This window comes from Pseudomonas sp. 91RF (assembly GCF_003576265.1).
Lineage (GTDB): Bacteria > Pseudomonadota > Gammaproteobacteria > Pseudomonadales > Pseudomonadaceae > Aquipseudomonas > Aquipseudomonas kribbensis.
Genome location: NZ_QWFC01000038.1, coordinates 51,093 through 67,213, shown reverse-complemented (window position 1 = coordinate 67,213; position 16,121 = coordinate 51,093). Strand labels below are relative to the sequence as shown.

General features: G+C 61.6%; 16 protein-coding genes. 6 read left to right on the top strand and 10 right to left on the bottom strand.

What is annotated here, in order from left to right; genetic code table 11:
• Positions 1–24 precede the first annotated feature (24 nt).
• The 4 genes from DXT77_RS20095 (at position 25) to DXT77_RS20080 (ending at position 3,093) form a co-directional block, all read left to right on the top strand.
• Complete coding sequence (locus DXT77_RS20095) at positions 25–300, top strand: DUF493 domain-containing protein (protein ID WP_007958664.1); 276 nt, start codon at positions 25–27, stop codon at positions 298–300.
• Positions 300–947: a lipoyl(octanoyl) transferase LipB gene (gene lipB / locus DXT77_RS20090; protein WP_085712280.1), complete on the top strand. Its 648-nt coding sequence runs from the start codon at positions 300–302 to the stop codon at positions 945–947. The genes DXT77_RS20095 and lipB overlap by 1 nt, the downstream gene beginning before the upstream one ends.
• Positions 948–972: 25 nt before the next feature.
• Positions 973–1,971 carry a lipoyl synthase gene (gene lipA / locus DXT77_RS20085; protein WP_162803535.1) on the top strand — a complete coding sequence of 333 codons (999 nt, stop codon included), beginning with the start codon at positions 973–975 and terminating at the stop codon, positions 1,969–1,971.
• Between the two features lie 174 nt (positions 1,972–2,145).
• Positions 2,146–3,093, top strand: a complete 948-nt coding sequence (locus DXT77_RS20080; protein ID WP_119428892.1) for an LD-carboxypeptidase — start codon at positions 2,146–2,148, stop codon at positions 3,091–3,093.
• Between the two features lie 45 nt (positions 3,094–3,138).
• Here the strand turns inward: DXT77_RS20080 and DXT77_RS20075 are convergent, their stop codons facing one another.
• From DXT77_RS20075 to leuS, 5 genes are all read right to left on the bottom strand, one after another.
• The gene (locus tag DXT77_RS20075) at positions 3,139–4,461 is read right to left on the bottom strand and encodes a lytic murein transglycosylase (protein ID WP_119428891.1); all 1,323 of its coding nucleotides are present in this window, start codon (positions 4,459–4,461) and stop codon (positions 3,139–3,141) included.
• Positions 4,462–4,522: 61 nt separating this feature from the next.
• Positions 4,523–4,687 (bottom strand): alternative ribosome rescue factor ArfA, encoded by a 165-nt coding sequence (arfA, locus tag DXT77_RS20070; RefSeq protein WP_007958672.1) that lies wholly within the window; start codon positions 4,685–4,687, stop codon positions 4,523–4,525.
• Between the two features lie 138 nt (positions 4,688–4,825).
• Positions 4,826–5,863: a DNA polymerase III subunit delta gene (gene holA / locus DXT77_RS20065; protein ID WP_119428890.1), complete on the bottom strand. Its 1,038-nt coding sequence runs from the start codon at positions 5,861–5,863 to the stop codon at positions 4,826–4,828.
• 39 nt (positions 5,864–5,902) lie between these two features.
• Positions 5,903–6,508: an LPS assembly lipoprotein LptE gene (gene lptE / locus DXT77_RS20060; protein WP_119428889.1), complete on the bottom strand. Its 606-nt coding sequence runs from the start codon at positions 6,506–6,508 to the stop codon at positions 5,903–5,905.
• Positions 6,509–6,595: 87 nt separating this feature from the next.
• Positions 6,596–9,202, bottom strand: coding sequence for a leucine--tRNA ligase (gene leuS / locus DXT77_RS20055; protein ID WP_119428888.1), 2,607 nt, complete (start codon positions 9,200–9,202; stop codon positions 6,596–6,598).
• Between the two features lie 254 nt (positions 9,203–9,456).
• On the opposite strand from leuS, the gene DXT77_RS20050 reads away from it, so the two are divergent.
• Positions 9,457–9,780: a hypothetical protein gene (locus DXT77_RS20050; protein WP_085712273.1), complete on the top strand. Its 324-nt coding sequence runs from the start codon at positions 9,457–9,459 to the stop codon at positions 9,778–9,780.
• Between the two features lie 105 nt (positions 9,781–9,885).
• Positions 9,886–10,665, top strand: a complete 780-nt coding sequence (locus DXT77_RS20045) for a YdcF family protein (protein ID WP_119428887.1) — start codon at positions 9,886–9,888, stop codon at positions 10,663–10,665.
• Between the two features lie 34 nt (positions 10,666–10,699).
• Here the strand turns inward: DXT77_RS20045 and lnt are convergent, their stop codons facing one another.
• The 5 genes from lnt to miaB form a co-directional block, all read right to left on the bottom strand.
• Positions 10,700–12,223, bottom strand: a complete 1,524-nt coding sequence (lnt, locus tag DXT77_RS20040; RefSeq protein WP_119428886.1) for an apolipoprotein N-acyltransferase — start codon at positions 12,221–12,223, stop codon at positions 10,700–10,702.
• Positions 12,224–12,237: 14 nt separating this feature from the next.
• Positions 12,238–13,077 carry an HlyC/CorC family transporter gene (locus tag DXT77_RS20035; protein ID WP_007909641.1) on the bottom strand — a complete coding sequence of 280 codons (840 nt, stop codon included), beginning with the start codon at positions 13,075–13,077 and terminating at the stop codon, positions 12,238–12,240.
• 5 nt (positions 13,078–13,082) lie between these two features.
• Complete coding sequence (gene ybeY, locus DXT77_RS20030) at positions 13,083–13,577, bottom strand: rRNA maturation RNase YbeY (RefSeq protein WP_085712270.1); 495 nt, start codon at positions 13,575–13,577, stop codon at positions 13,083–13,085.
• Positions 13,570–14,574 carry a PhoH family protein gene (locus tag DXT77_RS20025; protein ID WP_011336084.1) on the bottom strand — a complete coding sequence of 335 codons (1,005 nt, stop codon included), beginning with the start codon at positions 14,572–14,574 and terminating at the stop codon, positions 13,570–13,572. Before DXT77_RS20025 ends, ybeY begins: the two co-directional genes overlap by 8 nt.
• A gap of 193 nt (positions 14,575–14,767) precedes the next feature.
• Complete coding sequence (miaB, locus tag DXT77_RS20020; RefSeq protein WP_119428885.1) at positions 14,768–16,096, bottom strand: tRNA (N6-isopentenyl adenosine(37)-C2)-methylthiotransferase MiaB; 1,329 nt, start codon at positions 16,094–16,096, stop codon at positions 14,768–14,770.
• Between the last annotated feature and the right edge of the window lie 25 nt (positions 16,097–16,121).

The following is a 16,121-nucleotide window of genomic DNA, read 5'->3' as shown; positions in this document are numbered from 1 at the left end:
TTACGCTTACGAGGCCGTTACGCCATGACCGATACCGAAGTAAAGGCGCCAAAGATCGAATTTCCGCAGGTTGATTATCCGGTTAAGGTGATCAGCGATACGGGCGTCGGCAACAAAGACAAGATCATCGACATCGTCAAGAAACACGCAAAGATCAACGATGAGCGTGTGGACGAGCGTCAAAGCAGCAACGGCAAGTACACCACCATCCAGTTGCACATCGTCGCGACCGACCAGGATCAGCTGTACAACATCAACAGCGAGCTGCGGGCGACCGGCTTCGTACACATGGTGTTGTGATGCCGGGCACGCTGGGCTTTCGCGAACTTGGCCAGATGGCTTACGAGCCGGTCTGGCATGCCATGCAACGCTTTACCAACGAACGCGGCAGTGATGCCGCCGACGAAATCTGGCTCGTCGAACACCCGCCGGTGTTCACTCAGGGGCAGGCCGGCAAGGCCGAACATCTGTTGCTGCCCGGAGATATCCCGGTGGTTCAGGTCGACCGCGGCGGGCAGGTGACTTACCATGGCCCCGGCCAACTGGTGGCGTACCTGCTGCTGGATGTACGCAAACTGGGTTTTGGCGTACGCGACCTGGTCACACGCATGGAGCGGTGCCTGATCGAACTGCTGGCCAGCTACGGCGTCACCGCCGTGGCCAAGCCAGATGCTCCCGGCGTCTATGTCGACGGAGCGAAAATCGCTTCTCTGGGTTTGCGGATTCGCCACGGTTGTTCCTTTCATGGCCTGGCCCTGAACGTGGATATGAACCTGGAACCGTTTCGACGGATTAATCCCTGCGGCTATGCCGGGCTGGCGATGACCCAGCTGAGCGATCACGCAGGATCGATTGAATTTGCCGAGGTAAGTGCCCGGCTGCGCGCGCAGCTCGTCAAACACCTCGACTATGCTGAGCAGACGACCCTGACGGGCGGAATCGACTGATATGACTACTGATGCAGTGCAAACCATGATCCCGACGCTCGACGTGACCGAGCGCCCGGCCCCGCGTCCCAAGGTTGAAGCCGGCGTCAAGCTGCGCGGCGCCGAGAAGGTTGCACGCATCCCGGTAAAGATCATTCCGACCACCGAACTGCCGAAGAAACCCGACTGGATCCGCGTGCGCATCCCGGTTTCGCCGGAAGTCGAGCGCATCAAGAGCCTGCTGCGCAAGCACAAGCTGCACAGCGTCTGCGAAGAGGCATCCTGCCCGAACCTGGGCGAGTGCTTCTCCGGCGGCACCGCGACCTTCATGATCATGGGTGACATCTGCACCCGTCGCTGCCCGTTCTGTGACGTCGGCCACGGTCGTCCGAAACCACTGGACGTCAACGAGCCGGAAAGCCTGGCCATCGCCATCGCCGACCTGAAACTCAAGTATGTGGTGATCACCTCGGTTGACCGCGACGACCTGCGTGACGGCGGTGCCCAGCACTTTGCCGACTGCATCCGCGAAATCCGCAAACTGTCGCCGAACGTGCAGCTCGAGACCCTGGTCCCGGACTACCGCGGCCGCATGGACATCGCCCTGGAAATCACCGCCGCCGAGCCGCCGGATGTGTTCAACCACAACCTGGAAACCGTACCGCGCCTGTACAAGGCTGCGCGTCCGGGTTCGGACTACCAGTGGTCGCTGACCCTGTTGCAGCGTTTCAAGCAGATGATGCCGCACATTCCGACCAAGTCCGGCCTGATGCTGGGTCTGGGCGAGACCGACGACGAAGTCATCGAAGTCATGAAGCGCATGCGCGAACACGACATCGACATGCTGACCCTGGGCCAGTACCTGCAACCGTCCCGCAGCCACTTGCCGGTGCAGCGTTTCGTGCACCCGGACACCTTCGCCTGGTTCGCCGAGGAAGGCTACAAGATGGGCTTCAAGAACGTCGCTTCCGGCCCGTTGGTGCGTTCGTCGTACCATGCCGACGAGCAGGCGAAACTGGTCAAGGCCGAACTGCTCGGTTCCTGATTCAGCGCTGAATGAGAAAATGCCCGCCGGGGTTTACCGCCCGGCGGGCATTTTTTTGCCCGGGGTACACTCGTTACTGACTTTTCCTGCAACCTGCGGCGCATCTGAGCCTCTTCTGTTTGTCGCCGTTCCTGACTACTGTGTGTGCATGACTTCACACAGGGAGATCCATGGATGACCGTTCGACCGACCCACACCCCTTTTCCGCACAAGCCTGTGCCGGCGCTGCCGTCGGAAGGGCTGATAGGCGTCATTGCGCCCGCCGGTCCTGGCGCGCTGGATACCGAAAAGGCCATTCAGTGGATGCGCGCCCGGGGTTACGGTTTGCGGGTGTTTCCCGGCGTCTATGAAAAGGATGGCTACCTGGCCGGCAGCGACGAGGTGCGGCTCAATGATCTGCACGCGGCGTTCGCGGATCCCGAGGTTGACGCAATCATCTGCCTGCGTGGCGGTTACGGCACGCCGCGCCTGCTGGATCAAATCGACTACGATCTGCTGGCTCGCCATGCCAAGCCGTTTGTCGGCTACAGTGACATCACTGCGCTGCACCTGGCGATCAGTCGCTACGCCGGGTTCGTGACCTTTCACGGGCCGCTGCTGAACGCCGACCTGCTGGGGGACAAGGAACCGCCGACGGTGACGTCGTTCTTCGCCATGCTGCGCGGTCAATTGAAGGTCGGCAGTGTGTTGAGTCATCCGGTGGCTTATCCATTGACTACGGTTGAGCCTGGCATCGCTCACGGGCGTTTGCTGGGCGGCAATCTGGCGATGATCGCCGCAACCCTGGGCACGCCTTACGAGATCGACGTCGAAGGGGTGATTCTGCTCATCGAGGATATTAACGAGCCGCTGTATCGGATCGACCGTTTACTGACCCAGATGCGTCTGGCCGGTAAGCTGGCCCGATTGCGTGGCGTGTTGGTCGGGGATATCGCGGGGGTGGATGTCGATGCGCTGAATCGCCTGCTCAAGCAGACCTTCGAGCCGCTGCGGATTCCGGTGTTGTCGGGCTGGCGCAGCGGGCACTGCGATCCGAACCTGACGCTGCCGTTGGGGGCGCTGGTTCGACTGGATGCGGGGAAGAAGGAATTGATGCTGGAGCAGGATGTGGTGATTCGTTAAACGAGCCACAAAAAACCGCCGCCTGAAGAGGCGGCGGTTTTGTTTTTACTGGCTACGCAAGCTTTCCAGCAGCTTGTGTGTCGGGTAGCCGTCTGCAGGCCAGCCAAAGGACTGCTGCGCACTGCGGATCGCCTTGCGCGTATTGGCGCCGATGATGCCGTCAGCGGTGCCCGCGTCGTAGTTGCGAGCGGTCAGCAGGTTCTGCAGCTCGATGCGCTCGGTACGGCTCAGCGGCAGATCATCCTTCGGCCAGGTGCCGTTGATCAGGCCTGCGCCGTTGAAGCGCTCGGACAACAGGCTTACCGCCAGGGCATAGGACGACGAGTTGTTGTACTTGAGGATCGCCCGGAAGTTGTCGAGGATCAGGAACGCCGGGCCACGATAGCCCGCCGGCAGCAGCAGGGCAGCCGACAACTGCTCGGAGCCAGCCGGTGCCTGGCCACCGTTGGGCAGGATCACGCCCAGTTGCCGCCATTCGGCGACACTCTTGCGAATCGCGCCATCTGCCAGGGTGTAGTTGAAACCGCTCGGCAGCTGTACTTCGAAGCCCCACGGCTGGCCACGCTGCCAGCCGGAGCTTTGCAGGTAGTGCGCGGTGGATGCCAGTGCGTCAGCCGGGCTGCCCCAGATATCACGGCGCCCGTCACTGTCAAAATCCACCGCGTGGGTGTTATAGGTGGTCGGGATGAACTGGGTCTGGCCCATGGCGCCGGCCCAGGAACCGAGCATTTTCTCCGGTGTGATGTCGCCCTGTTGCAGGATCTGCAGCGCCGCGATCAGTTGCGCGTGAGCAAATGCCGGGCGGCGACCTTCATAGGCCAGGGTTGCCAGAGAGTTGATCACCGATTTGGTGCCCTGGAACTGGCCGAAATTGCTCTCCATCCCCCACACCGATACCAGCGCCTGGCGGTCGACGCCATAACGTTGCTCGATGCGTTGCAGGATATCGGCGTACTGGTTGATCAGGGCCTGGCCTTTACGTACTCGCAGCGGCGACAGGGCACCGTCCAGGTATTCCCATACCGGGCGGGCGAACTCCGGCTGGCTACGGTCGGCGCGGATCACGCTGGCGTCGAAACTGACGTTGGCAAAGGCGCGGTCAAACACGTCGGGGCGAATGCCGGCGGCCAGGGCGTCCTTGCGGAAACCTGCCTGCCACTCGGCGAAAGTCTGAGTCGGTTGCAGATCGAGGTCGTCACCGGACGGCACTACCGGCGGGATGACCGCAGGGGCCGTGGCAACGGGAGCAGTCTGAAGCGGTTGCGCGTCGGCGGCGGTGGGTTTCTCCGCGCAGGCGACAAGCAGTATGAAACTTGTGGCAGCGATCAGTTGGCGAACGGGCCAACGACGGGAAAGACTGAGGGGCATGCACAGGTCCAGGGGATACGAATCAGGTGCAGACCTTAACATGAGGAAGGGGTGCTGCGCTTCAAGCGGCCAGAAAGTAAGAAGCCTCCCAGCTGTCAGACTGGAAGGCTTCGCGGCGGTAGCTGCCTTTACCCTTGGTTGGTCGTTCCTGGCGGCTGCGGAACAGGGGTTGGGCGACGATGGATTTGGCCTTGTTGTGGCCATGTTTCGATGGCTTTTTGCTCATTAGGGTTCTCGCGAGTGAGTGGGTTTTGCGCGGCAAATGATCTGCCGATGACGGGCGTCTGTCTATAGGACTGAAGGCGCGATTTTCTGTAGGAAATGGTCTGTGCAAAAAAGGGATCGCAGGGTGCGATCCCGGATTTCATTCGGCAGGTAACGTCAGACGCTGACCGGCCATCAACATCGCCAGCCGGCTGAGGCTCATCCACGGCGATCCGGCCGCCTGGCCCTTGATCTGCGCATCGATGCGCTGGGCCTCGAGCAACAATTGCGCCCAGCGTTGCGCCGAGTAGCGTTGCAGGGCCTTGCTCATCAGCGGTTTGCGCTTGTCCCAGACCGGCGGTTTCGCCTGACTGAAGCACTTGTCCAGCGGCGTTCCCTGGCTGTACTGCAGCGAGATATTGGCCAGCAGACGCAGCTCCCGGGCCAGGGCCCAGAGGATCACCGGCGGCTCGACACCTTCACCGCGCAGCCCTTCGAGCATGCGCAGCGCGTGAGCCGGTTCGCCGTTGAGGACTGCGTCGGTCAGGCCGAATACGTCAAAACGCGCACTGTCGGCCACGGCCGCCTGCACGGTTTCGACGGTGATCTGTCCGCCTTCGGCCATCAGCTTGAGCTTCTCGATCTCCTGCGCGGCGGCAAGCAGGTTGCCTTCGACCCGCGCGGCAATCAGTTCCACCGCGTCCTGACTGGCCGACAACCCGGCCTGAGACAGTCGTTGACGAATCCAGCTCGGCAACTGGTTGGCATCCACCGGCCAGATCTGGATGAACTGGGTCTGCTGACCTTCGACCAGCGCCTTGCCCCACTTGGTCTTCTGCGCGCTGCCGTCCAGCTTGGGCAAGCTGATCAACAGCACCGTGTCCTCTGCGGGGCGCGAGCAGTATTCGATCAGTGCGGCTGCGCCCTTGTCACCCGGCTTGCCGGAAGGCAGGCGCAGTTCCAGCAGGCGCTTTTCAGCGAACAGCGACATGCTGGCCCCGGCCAGCAGCAACGTACCCCAATCGAAATTGGCGTCGGCGGCGAACACCTGGCGTTCGTCGAAACCTTGCTGACGGGCAGCGGAACGAATGGCGTCGGCAGCTTCCTGGCACAGCAGCGGGTCATCACCGCTGATGATGTAGACCGGCGCAAGGGCGCCTTGCAGGTGTTTGCCGAGTTGGGCGGGAGCGAGCTTCATAAGAAAGGGCGAACGGGGCGCCTGAGCGCCCCGGACGTCTTACTGCTGCGGCAGTTCGAGCGGCGACTGACGCGGGGTTTCCGCTTCAGCCTTCTGCGCCGCTTCCAGGGCGTCGGCTTCTGCCTTGGCCCGGGCGTTGGCGGCTTGTTGCAGAGCTTCCAGCTGGGCCGGCGTCAGTTGCTGCAGGCGCAGCATCATGCGCTGTACCAGCTCGCGGCGTGTCTCGTTGCGGGCATCGTTGGCTTCCTGGTCGGAACCCACCAGGTTGTTGCCGTCGTGGATGAACACTTTCTGCACTTCAAGCTTGTCGCTTTTGAGCAGCAGGTCTTTTTCGCCACGGATGTCGTAATTGAGCACGGTGGTCACCTGGTATTCGCCAGTACGACCGGCACCGGCGTAGCTGAGGATGCGCTGGTTTTCCTGCTCATCGGCCAGATACAGCTTGTACGGTGCGCCGGAAACGATCCTGACGCCGCTGGCCTCCAGCACCTGGCGCAGTTGCGTCACGGTTTCGCCGTAGGCGTTGCGGGCGCTCAGGTCGAGTTCCTTGATCGCCAGTTCGGTGGTGCCGGTGCCGCGCAGCTGGAAACCGCAGGCGCTCAACAGGACAGCGAGGCCCATCACCAGCAGATTGCGTTTGATCATTGTGTTGCTCCCCTTGAAACCATGTGGGCCGACCCTGCGGCCCGAAAGGTTTTACTGGACGCCAGGCAGACCCGGCGTCCGATCCAATTAGCTGGCGACGATATTGACCAGTTTCCCGGGCACTACGATCACTTTGCGAATAGTCAGGCCGTCGACGAAGCGCAGCACGTTTTCGTTGGCACGGGCGGCGGCTTCGACTTCTTCGCGGGTGGCGGCGGCCGGCATTTCGATCTGGCCGCGCAGCTTGCCGTTGACCTGGATGACCAGCGTCAGGCTGTCCTGTACCAATGCGCTCTCGTCGACCACCGGCCAGCCGGCGTCGATCACGGCATCGGCATGACCCAGCTGATTCCACAACTCGTGGCTGATATGCGGCGTAATCGGAGCCAGCAGCAGAGTAACGGCTTCCAGACCTTCGTGAACCAGCGCGCGATCCTGTTCGGTGTCTTGCGCAGCTTTTTCCAGCACGTTCATCAGCGTCATCACTTGGGCAATGGCGGTGTTGAATTTGTGGTTCTGGCCGACGTCGTGGCTGGCCTGCTTGATGGCCTGGTGAGTCGCGCGGCGAACGGTTTTCTGCTCGTCGTTCAGGCTGGCGATGTCCAGTTTGCCTGGCAGACCCTGGGTTACGTGAGCCTGAGCCAGACGCCAGACACGCTTGAGGAAGCGATGCGAACCTTCGACTCCGGAGTCGGACCACGCTGCGCTCATGTCAGGCGGCGAGGCGAACATCATGAACAGGCGGCAGGTGTCTGCGCCGAACTGATCGATCATCGACTGAGGGTCAACGCCGTTGTTTTTCGACTTGGCCATCTTCTCGGTGCCGCCGATTTCCACCGGCAGGCCGTCGGTTTTCAGCTTGGCACTGGTCACGTTGCCTTTACCGTCGCGTTCCAGATCCACGTCGGCCGGGTTGAACCACGTGTAGGCGCCATTGGCTTCGCGACGATAATACGTCTCGGCGATCACCATGCCCTGGGTCAGCAGGTTCTTGAATGGCTCGTTGGAGCTCACCAGGCCTTCGTCGCGCATCAGCTTGTGGAAGAAGCGCGCGTACAGCAGGTGAAGAATGGCGTGTTCGATACCGCCGATGTACTGATCCACCGGCAACCAGTGGTCAGCTGCGGATTTTTCCACCAGACCGCCTTCGAAGTGCGGCGAGGCGTAACGGGCGTAGTACCAGGACGACTCGACGAAAGTGTCCATGGTGTCGGTTTCACGCTTGGCCGGCTGGCCGCATTTCGGGCAGGTGCACTCGTAGAACTCGGGCATGCGCGCCAGCGGCGAACCGGCGCCGTCCGGCACCACGTCTTCCGGCAGAACGACAGGCAACTGGTCTTCCGGCACCGGCACGTCACCGCAGGCATCGCAGTGGATGATCGGGATCGGGCAACCCCAGTAGCGCTGACGGCTGATGCCCCAGTCGCGCAGGCGGAACTGGGTGCGCGAGGCACCGAGGTTCTTCTTGATCAGGGCGACTTCCATGGCGTCGAAGGCGCCAGCGAAGTCCAGGCCGTCGAACTCGCCGGAATTGATCAGCGTGCCGTGCTCGCCGTAGGCGTCCTGCCATGGGGCCGGGTTGGTTTCACCGGAACTGGTGCGAACCACGGATTTGACCGGCAGGTTGTACTTGTGGGCGAATTCGAAATCGCGCTCGTCGTGAGCCGGCACAGCCATGACCGCACCGTCGCCGTAGTGCATCAGCACGTAGTTGGCGACCCACACCGGCAGTTTTTCGCCGGTCAACGGGTGCTCGACGAACAGGCCGGTCGGCAGGCCTTTCTTCTCCTGGGTGGCGACGTCGGCTTCGGCAACGCTGCCGCCCTTGCATTCGGCGATGAACGCCTGCAGCTCAGGGTTGTTCTTGGCGGCGAGAGCGGCCAGGTGGTGCTCGGCGGCCACCGCAACATAGGTTGCGCCCATCAGGGTGTCCGGACGGGTGGTGAAGACTTTCAGGGTACCGCTTTCGCCGATCGAGTCGACGTTGTACGGGAACTGCACTTCCATCCCGCGCGACTTGCCGATCCAGTTGCGCTGCATGGTCTTGACCTGCTCAGGCCAGCCGGTCAGTTCGTCGAGACTCTCCAGCAGCTCATCCGCGTAGGCGGTGATCTTGAAGTAGTACATCGGGATTTCGCGCTTTTCGATCAGCGCGCCGGAGCGCCAGCCGCGACCGTCGATCACTTGTTCGTTGGCCAGAACGGTCTGGTCGATCGGGTCCCAGTTCACGGTACCGTTCTTGCGGTAGATCACGCCTTTTTCGAACAGGCGGGTGAACAGCCACTGTTCCCAGCGGTAGTAATCCGGCTTGCAGGTGGTGACTTCGCGGGACCAGTCCACCGCGAGGCCCAGGCTGCGCAGCTGGGATTTCATGTAGGCGATGTTTTCGTAGGTCCACTTGGCCGGGGCCACGTTGTTCTTCATCGCGGCGTTTTCCGCCGGCATGCCGAAAGCGTCCCAACCCATCGGTTGCAGGACGTTCTTGCCGAGCATGCGCTGGTAGCGGGAGATCACGTCGCCGATGGTGTAGTTGCGCACGTGCCCCATGTGTAGCTTGCCGCTGGGGTAAGGGAACATCGACAGGCAGTAGTAAGTCTCCTTGCCTGGCTGTTCACTGACTTCAAAGGACTTTTGCTCGTCCCAGAATGACTGGGCGGCGGCTTCGATTTCACGGGGCTGATATTGTTCGTGCATGGCTACTTTTGTACTGGATAGGGGTGGCCTAATCCTCTTCAATGCGACATCCGGAGCGGGCCGGACGGGCTGGAAGTGGAGTTACAGGAAGCGCCGTAGCATACATGACCGCGCTTGGCCTAGGGAAACCCTGATTGCAGCCGTTTAACCCGTTGAAATTGCGGCGAGGGCCGTTGGTCGCGGCGTGCAGCCGGTTTGTGCAGCGAAGCTAAGCTCTAACTGGGGAGTGAGTCTTATCTTCAATGAGGTGAGGGATGGTGGAGTCACAGCAAAGAAACATAACCAAACCCGAGTTGTACGAGCGGTTGATCGATCGTCTGGGAATGGCCCTGGACGCTGCAAAAACCGCTGGACGGCTGCGCGACGAGCGCCCCCTGGAGCTGGAATTGCGTGGCTTGAGCCCCGCCGAGTTCAATCTGGTCAAGGCTTACCTGGATCGCAGTGAGCGTGAAACCCACGGATACCTGTCACAGGCAGTGAAGCAACTCGATGCAGCCCATTCGGCCAAGGTCATCTGGCTCAAGGACAAGGCACCGGGCAGAGAGACCGTAAAAGTGCGCACTCTGCAGGCCAAGTAAACGCATGGCAGGTCAAAAAACGGATCTTTTTCAACGGGATCCGACCCTACTGGTTGTCGCGTTGTATCAACCCACTTAGGCTTCGGGCATCTCTGGAGATGCTCGATGCCTTTTCGTTATTTCATTAAACAACTTCTGTTGCCGCCTGGCCTTCTTTTGCTGCTGTTGCTCGTCGCCTGGTGGTTGCGACGTTCGCGGCCGCGACTGGCCGGGCTGTGCTTCGCCCTGGGTTTTGGCGGCTTTCTGCTGATGAGCCTGCCAGTGGTCGTGCAATGGGGCGCCAAGGCCCTGGAGCGCGAGCCGCCGCTGGCCCGGGATTCATGGACAAGCCTTGCGCAACGCGCCGATGCGATTGTGGTGCTGGGCTCCGGGCGCGAGCGTGGCGATCTGGCCTGGGGTGAGGATCAACCGACGGGCGTCGGGCTTGAGCGACAGCGTTATGCGGCGCGGCTGGCCAAGGCCTCGGGGTTGCCGATTCTGACCAGCGGTGGCCTGCATTACGGTACGCCGCCGACCGAAGCCAAGTTGATGGCCGATTCGTTGCGCGATGATTTCGGTGTGACGGTGCGCTGGCAGGAAGGGGAGAGCCGCACCACGTGGGAAAACGCTGCCTTCAGCGCCAAAATGCTGCTGCCGGAAGGCGTCAAACGTATCGTGCTGGTGACCCAGGCCTGGCACATGCCGAGGGCGGTGTGGAGTTATCAACAGGCGGGATTCGAAGTGGTGCCGGCGCCGGTCGGTTTCCTTGGCACCGACAATGCCCGGCCGTTCGGCGGCTGGCTGCCGGAGTTCAAGTCGATCTGGCAGAGCGGACAGTTGCTGAACGAGGCGGTGGGGCAGGTCGGTTATTCGTTGTTCTACCGAGGGGAAGACAGCGCCGAGTGATCACTCCCGCGCAGAACGCGGGAGTGAGCGGGTTTCAGAGGGTCTTGGACATCCGGTTGGTCATCAGTGCCCAGCCAAACAGCACCGCGCACAGGATGATCAGCGGCCACGAGCGCCACTGCAGATACGGCGTCAGGTTGTGCATGGGCACCACTTCGCCATACAGCACGCCTTGTTCGAACTGCGGAATGCGCTCGGTGATCTGCCCGAACGGGTTGATCAGGCCGGTCACGCCGTTATTGGTCGCACGAATCATCCAGCGCCCGGCTTCCAGAGCGCGCATCTGCGCCATCTGCAGGTGTTGCAGCGGACCGATGGAAGTGCCGAACCAGGTGTCGTTGCTGATAGTCAGCAGCAGGTCGCTGTGTGCGGCCAGGCCGGCAGCGAACTCCGGGTACACCACTTCGTAGCAGATGAACGGTGCAATCTGATAACCCTTGGCCTGCAACAGCGGCTGATCGGCAGGACCGCGAGCAAAGTCGGACATCGGCAGATCGAAGAACGCGATCAGCCCGCGCAGCAGGTCCTGCAACGGCACGTACTCGCCGAACGGCACCAGCTTCTGCTTCAGATACGTGCCGTCGCCTTCGCCGACCACGGTAATGCCGTTGAAGAAGCGTTTTTCGTGACGCACCGTCTGGCGGATCGGCACACCCGTGATCAGCGCCGATTTACGCTCGGCGGCGAAGGTGCCCATCATGTTCAGGTAGCCCTCGGCGGACTCCTTCAGCACCGGGACGGCGGTTTCCGGCCAGATCAGCAGATCCACCGGTTTCGAACGGAAACTCAGGTCGCGGTACAACGCCAGTTGCGCGTTGAGCTGCGCCGGGTCCCATTTCATGCTTTGTTCGACGTTGCCTTGAATGGCGGCAACGGTCAGCGGTGCGCCGGACGGACTGGTCCAGGCGTGGCCTTTCAAGGCAATGCCCGCTACCCACGGTCCAACCAGCAGCACCAGACCCGCGGCGATAAAGCCTTTGCGACCGGTTTGCAGCAGGCGCGGTGCGTTGTAGATCAGCGCAGCGGTCAGTGCCAGGACGAACGACACCAGCCACATGCCGCCCACCGGCGCGAGCCCGGCCAGCGGACCATCAAGCTGGCTGTAACCGGAATACAGCCATGGGAAACCGGTGAGGAACCAGCCACGAAACGCTTCCTGGCCAACCCACAACGCCGCGAAGGCCAGGGCATCGGCCAGCGGCGCCTCGTTACGGCGCAGCCAGCGCGCCCACAGCCATGCTGGCAGGGCGAAGAACCAGGCAATGGCCGCGGTGAAAATCAGCATCAGGAACCCGGCCAGCAGCACCGAAGCGCCGCCGAAGTGGTGGATGCTGTAGTAGATCCAGCTGGTGCCGGCGCCGAACAGGCCGAAACCGAAGCACCAGCCACGGCCGAGAGCCTGGCGCGGGCTCAGCTCGCGCAGGCCGGCATAGAACAGGCCGACCGCCAGCAGGGCCAGCGGCCAGAGGTCGAACGGTGCCAGCGCGAAGGTGGTAATTGCACCGGCCGCCACGGCCAGCAGGTTACCGGGCCAGCCGGGGCGGGTTGTCCAGCGCATTTCAGTCCTTAGAATTAACGAGCAATGGGCGTCAGTCGCAGCAGATGAATCCGACGGCTGTCGGCGTTCAGGATGCGGAAACGATAGGCGCCGATTTCAGTGATTTCGTTGCGTTTTGGCAAGTGCCCGAACGCGCTCATCACCAGCCCGCCGACGGTATCGAACTCGTCGTCGGAGAATTCACTGTCGAAGAACTCGTTGAAGTTCTCGATCGGTGTCAGGGCCTTGATCAGGAAATCACCGCTGGGCAGCGGCTTGATGTAGCTGTCTTCTTCGACGTCGTGCTCGTCTTCGATGTCGCCGACGATTTGCTCGAGCACGTCTTCGATGGTCACCAGACCCGCCACACCGCCGTATTCGTCGATGACGATGGCCATGTGGTTGTGGTTGGCGCGAAATTCACGCAGCAACACGTTCAGACGCTTGGACTCCGGCACGAACGTGGCCGGGCGCAGCAGATCCTTGATGTTGAAGCTGTCGCCGTTCTCCTTGAGGATCAGCGGCAGCAGATCCTTGGCCAGCAGCACGCCCATCACGTCGTCATGGCTTTCGCCGATGACCGGGTAGCGCGAGTGGGCCGAGTCGACCACGGCAGGGAGGAATTCGCGGGGTGTCTGGGTCGCCTTGATGCTGATCATCTGCGAGCGCGGCACCATGATGTCGCGAACCTGCAGGTCAGCCACCTGGATGGCGCCTTCGACGATGGCCAGCGCTTCGCTGTCCAGCAGTTTGTTCTGATGTGCATCGCGCAGCAGCTCCAGCAGCTCCTGGCGGTTCTTCGGCTCGTGGGCAAAAGCCTGGGTCAGTTTACCCAGCCAGGACTTCTGCCCGTTGCTCGATCGATCTTCGCTCATAGCGATTACTCTGAATCCTTTGTTGTAACGATAGGGGATGTTTCGGTTTCGTCGTCCGCGTACGGATCGGGATAACCCAATTCGGCAAGCAACTCGCGTTCCAGTGCTTCCATTTCCTCGGCTTCCTCGTCATCTATATGGTCGTAACCAAGCAGATGCAAGCAGCCGTGAATGACCAGATGTGCCCAGTGGGCCTTCAGTTCCTTGCCCTGTTCGGCGGCTTCGCGCTCAACCACGGCCACGCAGATCACCAGATCGCCCAGCAGCGGGATGTCGAGAAACTCGTCGGGCACCTCGGCGGGAAAGGACAGGACGTTGGTCGCGTAATCCTTGTGGCGCCAGGTGTGATTCAGTTCGCGGCCTTCTTCTTCGTCGACCAGACGAATGGTCATTTCCGAATCGGCGGTGCGCTGGCGCAGGGCCAGTTCGCACCACTGGCGAAATTCGGCTTCGGTCGGCGCAGACGCTTCGGTCGCGATTTGCAGGTCAAGCTCAAGCATCGTGGCGAGTGTCCTTTGGCGCTTCATCGGCCAAACGCGTCTCGAAGCGCTCGTACGCTTCGACGATGCGTTGCACCAACGGATGGCGCACCACGTCTTTGGGCTGGAAGTGGGTGAAGCTGATACCCGGCACATCCTTCAGGACTTCGATGACGTGATGAAGTCCGGACTTGGTGCCGCGCGGCAGGTCGACCTGGGTGATGTCGCCGGTGATCACGGCTGTGGAGCCGAAACCGATCCGGGTCAGGAACATTTTCATCTGCTCGACGGTGGTGTTCTGGCTTTCGTCGAGAATGATGAAGCTGTTGTTCAGCGTACGACCGCGCATGTAAGCCAACGGTGCAACTTCGATCACCTGACGTTCGATCAGCTTGGCCACGTATTCGAAGCCGAGCATTTCATAGAGGGCGTCGTAGAGCGGGCGCAGGTACGGGTCGATCTTTTGCGACAGGTCGCCGGGCAGGAAGCCGAGTTTCTCGCCCGCTTCGACCGCCGGACGCACCAGCAGGATGCGGCGGATCTGCTCGCGTTCCAGCGCATCCACGGCGCAGGCCACGGCCAGATAGGTCTTGCCGGTACCGGCCGGGCCGATGCCGAAGTTGATGTCGTTGCCGAGGATTTCCTTCACGTAGCGCAACTGATTCAAGCCGCGTGGGCGAATCATGCCTTTCTTGGTGCGCAGGGCGACGGAGGCTTCGGCGGGGGCGTGGTTGTCCAGTTGCTCGACGGCCGATTCCTGGAGGAACAGGTGAACCGTATCCGGCGACAGCTCTGAACCCTTGGTTTCCCGGTACAGGCGGCGAATCAGGTTTTCCGCGGAAGTGGTGTGCTTGGGTTCGCCGATCAGCTCGAACTGATTGCCGCGGTTGCGGATCTCGATGGCCAGGCGCTGTTCGATCAGGCGCAGGTGTTCGTCGAACTGCCCGCACAGATTGGCGAAGCGGCGAGCCTCAAAAGGCTCGAGGATGAAACGATGAGGTTCTATGGGTGCGTTCAAGGTCGTATTTAGCCGCCCTGGGGCAATTGGGATGAAATCAAGGATAACGCCAGTGGCGTGGGTGCGAAAGCTCTTAAATAAATGCAGTTCCTGTGGGAGCGAGCCTGCTCGCGATGGGCGTGATGCGGTTCATCTGACAAACCGCGCCATCGTTCATCGCGAGCAGGCTCGCTCCCACAGTTGAACATTAGTGTTACTGGATCAGCGAGCCGCGCAGCGAGTGCGGTTGCGCCGCATCGATGTGCACGTCGGCGAACTGACCGATCAGGGTCGGATTGTCGCAGCGGAAGTTGACGATACGATTATTCTCGGTGCGCCCTTGCAGCTCGCCCGGGTCTTTCTTCGAATAGTCGGTCACCAGAATCCGCTGGACCGAACCGACCATTTGTCGGCTGATCTCGAAGCCTTGCTGATTCAAACGGTGCTGCAAGGCGTTCAGGCGTTCTTTCTTCAGTTCTTCCGGGGTGTCGTCGGCCAGATCGGCCGCCGGAGTGCCCGGGCGCTGGCTGTAGACGAACGAGTAGGAAAAGTCGAAACCGACGTCGGCAATCAGCTTCATGGTCTGTTCGAAATCTTTCTCGGTTTCCCCCGGGAAGCCGACGATGAAGTCCGAGCTGATGCAGATGCCCGGTACGGCAGCGCGCAGTTTGCGCAGCTTGGATTTGTACTCCAGTGCCGTGTGGTTGCGTTTCATCGCCGCCAGGATCCGGTCCGAACCGGACTGCACCGGCAAGTGCAGGTGCTTCACCAGCTCCGGTACTTCGGCGTGGGCCTGGATCAGGCTGTCGGAGAATTCCAGCGGATGCGACGTGGTGTAGCGGATGCGGTCGATGCCGTCGACGGCCGCGACGACGCGGATCAATTCGGCCAGATCCGCCAGACGCCCGTCATGGGTCTGCCCGCGATAGCCATTGACGTTCTGCCCCAGCAGGGTCACTTCGCGCACGCCGTTCTCGGCCAGGTGAATGATCTCGGCGATCACGTCGTCGAACGGCCGGCTGACCTCTTCGCCGCGGGTGTAAGGCACCACGCAGAACGTGCAGTACTTGCTGCAGCCTTCCATCACCGACACATAGGCGCTCGGGCCGTCGATGCGTGGTTCGGGCAGGTGGTCGAACTTTTCGATTTCCGGGAACGAGACGTCCACTTGCGGCAGCTTGCTGATGCGCGCGGCGTCGATCATTTCCGGCAGGCGGTGCAGGGTCTGCGGGCCGAACACCACGTCAACGTACGGGGCGCGATCACGGATCGCCGCGCCTTCCTGGCTGGCCACGCAACCGCCGACGGCGATGACCATCTCCGGGTTGGCCAGTTTCAGTTCGCGCCAGCGGCCGAGCTGGGAATACACCCGGTCCTGGGCGCGTTCGCGGATCGAACAGGTGTTGAGCAGAATCACGTCGGCGTCTTCTGCCCGCGCCGTGACTTCCAGGGCCTGGTGTTCGCCCAGCAGATCGACCATGCGCGAGCTGTCGTACTCGTTCATCTGGCAACCGTGGGTTTCGATGTAAAGCTTCTTGGCCATGGAATAGGGTCGTCACGTGGTTCAA

Excerpts from the sequence above, each read along its gene's own strand:
- DXT77_RS20095 (WP_007958664.1), top strand. The coding sequence starts at position 25 with ATGACCGATACCGAAGTAAAGGCGCCAAAGATCGAATTTCCGCAGGTT.
- lipB (WP_085712280.1), top strand. The coding sequence starts at position 300 with ATGCCGGGCACGCTGGGCTTTCGCGAACTTGGCCAGATGGCTTACGAG.
- lipA (WP_162803535.1), top strand. The coding sequence starts at position 973 with ATGATCCCGACGCTCGACGTGACCGAGCGCCCGGCCCCGCGTCCCAAG.
- DXT77_RS20080 (WP_119428892.1), top strand. The coding sequence starts at position 2,146 with ATGACCGTTCGACCGACCCACACCCCTTTTCCGCACAAGCCTGTGCCG.
- DXT77_RS20075 (WP_119428891.1), bottom strand. The coding sequence starts at position 4,461 with ATGCCCCTCAGTCTTTCCCGTCGTTGGCCCGTTCGCCAACTGATCGCT.
- arfA (WP_007958672.1), bottom strand. The coding sequence starts at position 4,687 with ATGAGCAAAAAGCCATCGAAACATGGCCACAACAAGGCCAAATCCATC.
- holA (WP_119428890.1), bottom strand. The coding sequence starts at position 5,863 with ATGAAGCTCGCTCCCGCCCAACTCGGCAAACACCTGCAAGGCGCCCTT.
- lptE (WP_119428889.1), bottom strand. The coding sequence starts at position 6,508 with ATGATCAAACGCAATCTGCTGGTGATGGGCCTCGCTGTCCTGTTGAGC.
- leuS (WP_119428888.1), bottom strand. The coding sequence starts at position 9,202 with ATGCACGAACAATATCAGCCCCGTGAAATCGAAGCCGCCGCCCAGTCA.
- DXT77_RS20050 (WP_085712273.1), top strand. The coding sequence starts at position 9,457 with ATGGTGGAGTCACAGCAAAGAAACATAACCAAACCCGAGTTGTACGAG.
- DXT77_RS20045 (WP_119428887.1), top strand. The coding sequence starts at position 9,886 with ATGCCTTTTCGTTATTTCATTAAACAACTTCTGTTGCCGCCTGGCCTT.
- lnt (WP_119428886.1), bottom strand. The coding sequence starts at position 12,223 with ATGCGCTGGACAACCCGCCCCGGCTGGCCCGGTAACCTGCTGGCCGTG.
- DXT77_RS20035 (WP_007909641.1), bottom strand. The coding sequence starts at position 13,077 with ATGAGCGAAGATCGATCGAGCAACGGGCAGAAGTCCTGGCTGGGTAAA.
- ybeY (WP_085712270.1), bottom strand. The coding sequence starts at position 13,577 with ATGCTTGAGCTTGACCTGCAAATCGCGACCGAAGCGTCTGCGCCGACC.
- miaB (WP_119428885.1), bottom strand. The coding sequence starts at position 16,096 with ATGGCCAAGAAGCTTTACATCGAAACCCACGGTTGCCAGATGAACGAG.